This window comes from Magnetospirillum sp. WYHS-4 (assembly GCA_039908345.1).
Taxonomy (GTDB): Bacteria; Pseudomonadota; Alphaproteobacteria; order Rhodospirillales; family GLO-3; genus JAMOBD01.
The window spans coordinates 1-4,778 of the sequence record JAMOBD010000109.1; the positions used below are offsets into that span (position 1 = coordinate 1).

Annotated in this window: 11 protein-coding genes; 9 read left to right on the forward strand and 2 right to left on the reverse strand. The window is 66.2% G+C overall.

Translation table 11 applies throughout. The annotated features are described in order from the left end of the window. Positions 1-46: 46 nt before the first annotated feature. On the reverse strand, positions 47-460 hold the full coding sequence (locus H7841_17750; GenBank protein MEO5338706.1) for a hypothetical protein: 414 nt from the start codon (positions 458-460) through the stop codon (positions 47-49). Positions 461-643: 183 nt separating this feature from the next. On the opposite strand from H7841_17750, the gene H7841_17755 reads away from it, so the two are divergent. Further along, positions 644-835 (forward strand): hypothetical protein, encoded by a 192-nt coding sequence (locus tag H7841_17755; protein ID MEO5338707.1) that lies wholly within the window; start codon positions 644-646, stop codon positions 833-835. Positions 836-839: 4 nt separating this feature from the next. On the opposite strand, the gene H7841_17760 is transcribed toward H7841_17755, so the two are convergent. Next, the gene (locus H7841_17760; GenBank protein ID MEO5338708.1) at positions 840-1,025 is read right to left on the reverse strand and encodes a hypothetical protein; all 186 of its coding nucleotides are present in this window, start codon (positions 1,023-1,025) and stop codon (positions 840-842) included. A 65-nt stretch (positions 1,026-1,090) separates the two neighbouring features. On the opposite strand from H7841_17760, the gene H7841_17765 reads away from it, so the two are divergent. The 8 genes from H7841_17765 to H7841_17800 form a co-directional block, all read left to right on the forward strand. Then, positions 1,091-1,525 carry a hypothetical protein gene (locus H7841_17765; protein MEO5338709.1) on the forward strand — a complete coding sequence of 145 codons (435 nt, stop codon included), beginning with the start codon at positions 1,091-1,093 and terminating at the stop codon, positions 1,523-1,525. A 128-nt stretch (positions 1,526-1,653) separates the two neighbouring features. Beyond that, the gene (locus H7841_17770; GenBank protein ID MEO5338710.1) at positions 1,654-2,001 is read left to right on the forward strand and encodes a hypothetical protein; all 348 of its coding nucleotides are present in this window, start codon (positions 1,654-1,656) and stop codon (positions 1,999-2,001) included. A 102-nt stretch (positions 2,002-2,103) separates the two neighbouring features. Further along, positions 2,104-2,607, forward strand: coding sequence for a DUF3489 domain-containing protein (locus tag H7841_17775; protein ID MEO5338711.1), 504 nt, complete (start codon positions 2,104-2,106; stop codon positions 2,605-2,607). Positions 2,608-2,613: 6 nt separating this feature from the next. Then, positions 2,614-2,814, forward strand: coding sequence for a hypothetical protein (locus tag H7841_17780; protein MEO5338712.1), 201 nt, complete (start codon positions 2,614-2,616; stop codon positions 2,812-2,814). 118 nt (positions 2,815-2,932) lie between these two features. Further along, positions 2,933-3,496 (forward strand): terminase small subunit, Nu1, encoded by a 564-nt coding sequence (locus H7841_17785; protein MEO5338713.1) that lies wholly within the window; start codon positions 2,933-2,935, stop codon positions 3,494-3,496. After that, positions 3,474-3,821: a phage terminase large subunit family protein gene (locus H7841_17790; protein MEO5338714.1), complete on the forward strand. Its 348-nt coding sequence runs from the start codon at positions 3,474-3,476 to the stop codon at positions 3,819-3,821. The genes H7841_17785 and H7841_17790 overlap by 23 nt, the downstream gene beginning before the upstream one ends. Then, complete coding sequence (locus H7841_17795) at positions 3,767-4,156, forward strand: head decoration protein (protein ID MEO5338715.1); 390 nt, start codon at positions 3,767-3,769, stop codon at positions 4,154-4,156. The genes H7841_17790 and H7841_17795 overlap by 55 nt, the downstream gene beginning before the upstream one ends. 11 nt (positions 4,157-4,167) lie before the next feature. Beyond that, a partial coding sequence (locus H7841_17800; protein MEO5338716.1) for a major capsid protein occupies positions 4,168-4,778 on the forward strand: 611 nt, incomplete at its 3' end.

A 4,778-nucleotide genomic window follows, 5' to 3' on the forward strand; every position in this document is an offset into this window, starting at 1 on the left:
CACCACGAAACCCCCACCTGAAACCCCGCCACCCCGGAATGTAGTGCTAACAAACCCGTGCCACTCCGTAACAGTCTGTTACAGAACAGCTTTTTCTCGGGCACTGTTCAAGTTGGGCCACAATCAAATCCACCGGATCGGCAGCTGCATTCGCAGTCGGCTCCGGTACCACATCGTGGCGGCGAAGGTAGTCAAGCAGGGGACGCAATGCGTTGATCGAGGGAAACCGCGTGTAACCAGCTGCGCGGCGGGCGAATAGAAACCGTTCCACTTGGCTTGCGTCAAGATTCTCGACGCTGAGCCCTTGTGCGAACAGCCAGCGATTCAGGTGGGCCAGCAGCCCCAAGTGATGGCAAATCGAACCAGATGCATAGCCCTGTTGCGCGAGTTCATCTGCGAAACCGGTCGCGAACAACGCGAGCGGTCCGGAAACACGGACGTGAGATGGATCTATCGTCATGATGACTTCCCCTTTCTTGGAAAAAAGGGAAGTATGCGCGGCACAGAACATCGTTGCGATTATGCCGCGTCCCCCGCAGCGATCACCGCCCCCGAGGCCGAAGTCCACCCGGAGGTCGGCATAATCCCAGCGTCGGCATAATGGGGGTTATGCCGATATCGGCATAAGAGGCAGTCCCGCCGCATGTCGATGCTGGAGGCCGTCGCCAACGTGGCGGTCGGCTACGGCATCGCCGTCGCCACCCAGGCCGTGGTGTTTCCGCTCTTCGGGCTGCAGGCCAGCCTGTCCGACAACCTGCTGCTGGGGGCCATCTTCTCCATCGTATCGATCCTACGCAGCTTCCTGCTTCGCAGGCTGTTCGAGGCGTTGCGGTAACGGCCTACCATTTGGGGGGCTTGTGGATGCCGGTGCCGGGAATGGGGTCCGGCAACTGGCAGGCCTGCAAGGCCGAGACACGGATATGCCGGGCGAAGTCGGCATGCGCCAGAAGTTGGCGGGAAGGATGGCCCGATCCCGGCGTGACCAAGCCGATGCGTTTTCCCAGTTGGGCCCTGACGAGGCGCATGGCTTCCGCGATGTCGCTGTCGTTGGAGACCAGTCGTAGAGATCGAGCCAGGCGTCGTTGAGGAGATGGACCGCAAGGTTGACGTCGGACCCCTTCTCCTCGGTCTTGATGACCTCGGCGTACCGGGGACCGTTGCCGGGATTCGCCAAGGGAGCCCTCACCTTGTGGCTGAGGAAATGGCCGAAGAAGACCTCGACCTCGGGACGGTGGTGGCGCAGTCCGCGCAGGTAGACATCCTGGCGCTGCGGCTTCGAGGGATCGTCGGCCGTCCCGTTCACCCGGGCGGTGAAATACTTGATCCGCTGGATGTCGTGATGGGGCTGGAGGACGGCGGTGAACAGCGCCTTGAGGTCGAGCCACTTCCAAGGGGTCCCCTTGAGGGCACGGTAATACAGATTGAAGCCGTCGATGTAGATGAAGGTCCGCATCGCCCCGCCGGAAAAAGCAGGGGCCTCCGAAGAGGCCCCGCGCCCTACGGTCGAAACCGCAGGGGGTGTTGATGGAATTGAGGTACTCCGCTCCGGACGCCCTGTCAAGGGCAGCCCGTCACGAAATGATCGGCCATCGCCGAAAAAAGCAATCAGATTAGCCACTTATCCAGTTGGCTTCGGCGGAAAACAGAGCGTTCATGGTGACCATCAAGGATGGAGAAGACGCCATGAAGACCGAGACGATCCTGCCCACCGCCAACGAATCCTGGGGCTTCTGGGGCACCAGCCGCCACAACGGCTACGACCCCGACCTGACCTGGACGGCCGCCAGCCGCTTTCTGGCCGCCACCTTCAAGCTGGCGCCGGAAAAGGTCCGCGACCTGCTCGACCACCGCTTCGGCCGCCACTTGGCCGACGACCTGAGCTTCATCCCCGGCGGGCCGGCCACCGAGGAGGCCATCAAGGCCCACCTGGAAGCCCGCTTCTCCCAGCCAGCCTGGAAGCAATGGGTCAGGACCACGCTCCGGGAGATCGCCAAGGCCTGAGAAGGCTTTCCCTCCTCCTGCCCCGGCCGGGTTTTCCGGTGCGGGGCTCGGGGTGGTAGAAGCGCCGCGACGGTCGCGGCGCCCTGCCGAAGGGAGATTTCCATGACCAAGCTTTCCGACACCCAGCTCGTGATCCTCTCCGCCGCCGCCGGCCGCCCCAAGGGCCGCGTCCTGCCGCTGACCGTCGCCCTCAAGGGCGCCGCCGTCGGCAAGGTGGTCGACAGCCTGATCGCCAAGGGCCTGATCGAGGAGACGCCCGCCACCGCCAAGGACGCCCGATGGCGCGACGCCGAGGACGGGGCCGTGACGCTCCGCATCACCCGCGCCGGCATCAAGATCATCAACGCCGAGGCGGCGGACGAGGACGCCGCGGCGGAAACCACCACGCCCCGCACCCGCGAGGGCAGCAAGCAGGCCAAGCTGATCGAGATGCTGAAACGCCCCCAAGGCGCCTCCATCGCCGAGATCGCCGAGACCTTCAAGTGGGCTGGACACACCGTCAGGGGAGTCGTCGCAGAGGCGCTCAAGAAGAAGCTGGGGCTGGCCGTGACCTCGGAAAAGATCGAAGGCAGGGGGCGCGTGTACGCCATCCGGACGGAGGGCTGATCATCCATGCCGACCTTCCGCGTCATCATCACCCGCGACGTCACCGAGAGCACCGTGGTCGAGGTCGAGGCCGGGAGCGAGGAGCAGGCCGAAACGGCCGCCCTGGACAAGCTCCACGCCAGTACCGATGCCGAATGGGAGATCGACGAGGGGTCATGGAATCAGGGGAGCCCGTACATCACCGGCATCGACCGGATCTTCCCCTGACCGTCCTTCCCGTTACCCTGAGGCCGCCGGAATGATCTCCGGTGGCCTCTTCCTCATGTCATCGGAGGGCCCGCGCGCGAGAAGGGATGGTCTTTCGTGAGCCCGTGGGATTTGCACGATGGCGGTCAATGCCCAGCCCCTGAACGTCATCGCCCGTCTGCTCGACCTGACCGAGCGCCGCGTCCAGCAACTGGGCCGCGAGGGCGTCATCCCGCGCGCCGAACGCGGCCAGTACGATCTGGTCGGCGCGGTACGCGGCTACGTCCGGTACCTGCGCGAGCAGGCAAACCGGGGTCCAGGCGGTCCCGCCGACTTCGCCGCCGAGCGGGCGCGCCTCGTCAAGGCCAAGGCCGATCTGGCGGAGATGGAGGCCGCCCGCCAGCGCGGCGACCTGCTGCCGGCCGAAGCCGTGGAGAAGGCCTGGACCGACGTCCTGGCCCTGCTGCGGGCCCGTCTTCTCGTCCTGCCGGATCGGATCGCCCCCCTTGTCCACGAGGAAAGCACCATCGCCGGAGCCCGCGGCGTCGTCCGCGAGGCCATCGTCGAGGCCCTTGCCGAACTCGCCCGGCTGCCCGTCGCCGCCGCTGATCCTGGCGGGGCCGGAGCGGCTGGCGAAGGCGGCGAAGAGGGCGCTGGCGATCCTGACGCCGCCGCCGGAGATGACGATCTCGGCCTGGGCTGACGCCGAACGCCGGCTGAGCTCCGAGGCCAGCGCCGAGCCGGGTCGCTGGCGCACCGAGCGCGCCGAGTACCAGCGCGGCATCATGGACGCCGTCTCCGATCCCATGGTCGAGACCGTGGTGATCATGTCTTCTGCCCAGGTAGGCAAGGCTCTTGCCCTGGATACGCCCATCCCGACGCCGGAGGGATGGACCACCATGGGCAATCTCCGGCCCGGCGACAGGGTGCCCGCGAGGCCGCGTCCAAGGCCTGATCCCGAAGGAGATAACCGATGTCCCCTCTCGTCGCTCCGCCCACCCTGGGCGATCTGCTCAAGTTCGAACTGAACGCCAGCTATTCCCGCGAGACCGTCGTCCTCAAGGCCGGCACCAGCTATCCCCTGGGCGCCGTGCTGGGAAAGGTGACCGTCTCCGGCAAGTACCGCCTGTCCCCCGCCGCCGAGGTGGTGGGGGATGAAGGCGCCGAGGTCGCCTCCGCGGTCCTGCTGCGGGCGGTGGACGCCACCGGCGCCGATGCCATCGGCCTGGTGGCGGCGCGCGGCCCCGTCATCGTCTCCGAGGCCGCCATCGTCTTCGACACCTCTGTCGACGATGCCACCAAGGCAGCGGTGAAGAGGGCCGAACTCGCCGCCGCCGGCATCGTTTCCCGCACCACCGCTTGAGGAGCCATTCAATGGTCACCACGATGAACCCCTTCGACGCGGGCGGCTATACGCTCACCGAATTGACCCAGGCCATCAACATCCTGCCCAACGTCTATACCCGCCTCGGGCAGATGGGCCTCTTCCGCTTCGAGGGTATCACCCAGCGCTCGGCCCTGATCGAGCAGGCCGAGGGCGTGCTCAACCTGCTGCCCACCGTGCCGCTGGGTGGGCCCGCCACCGTCGCCAACCGCGATACCCGGTCGATGAGGTCCTTCACCATCCCCTGGATTCCCCACGACGACGTCATCACGCCCCAGGACATCCAGGGCGTCCGGGGCTTCGGGGTGGCGGACGCCGCCGACCCGCTGGCCACCGTCATGGAGCGGAAATTGACCCGCATGCGGGCCAAGCATGCCCAGACCCGCGAGTACATGGAGATCAATGCCCTGAAGGGCATCGTCAAGGACGGCGCCGGCACCACCCTCTACGACTACTTCGACGAGTTCGGCCTGACCCGGCAGTCGGTGGACTTCGTGCTGGGGACCGCCGGGACCAACATCCAAGCCAAGGTGCGGGACGTCTTGCGCAAGGTGGAGACCGAGTTGAAGGGCGAGACCATGACCTCGGTCCTCGCCCTGGT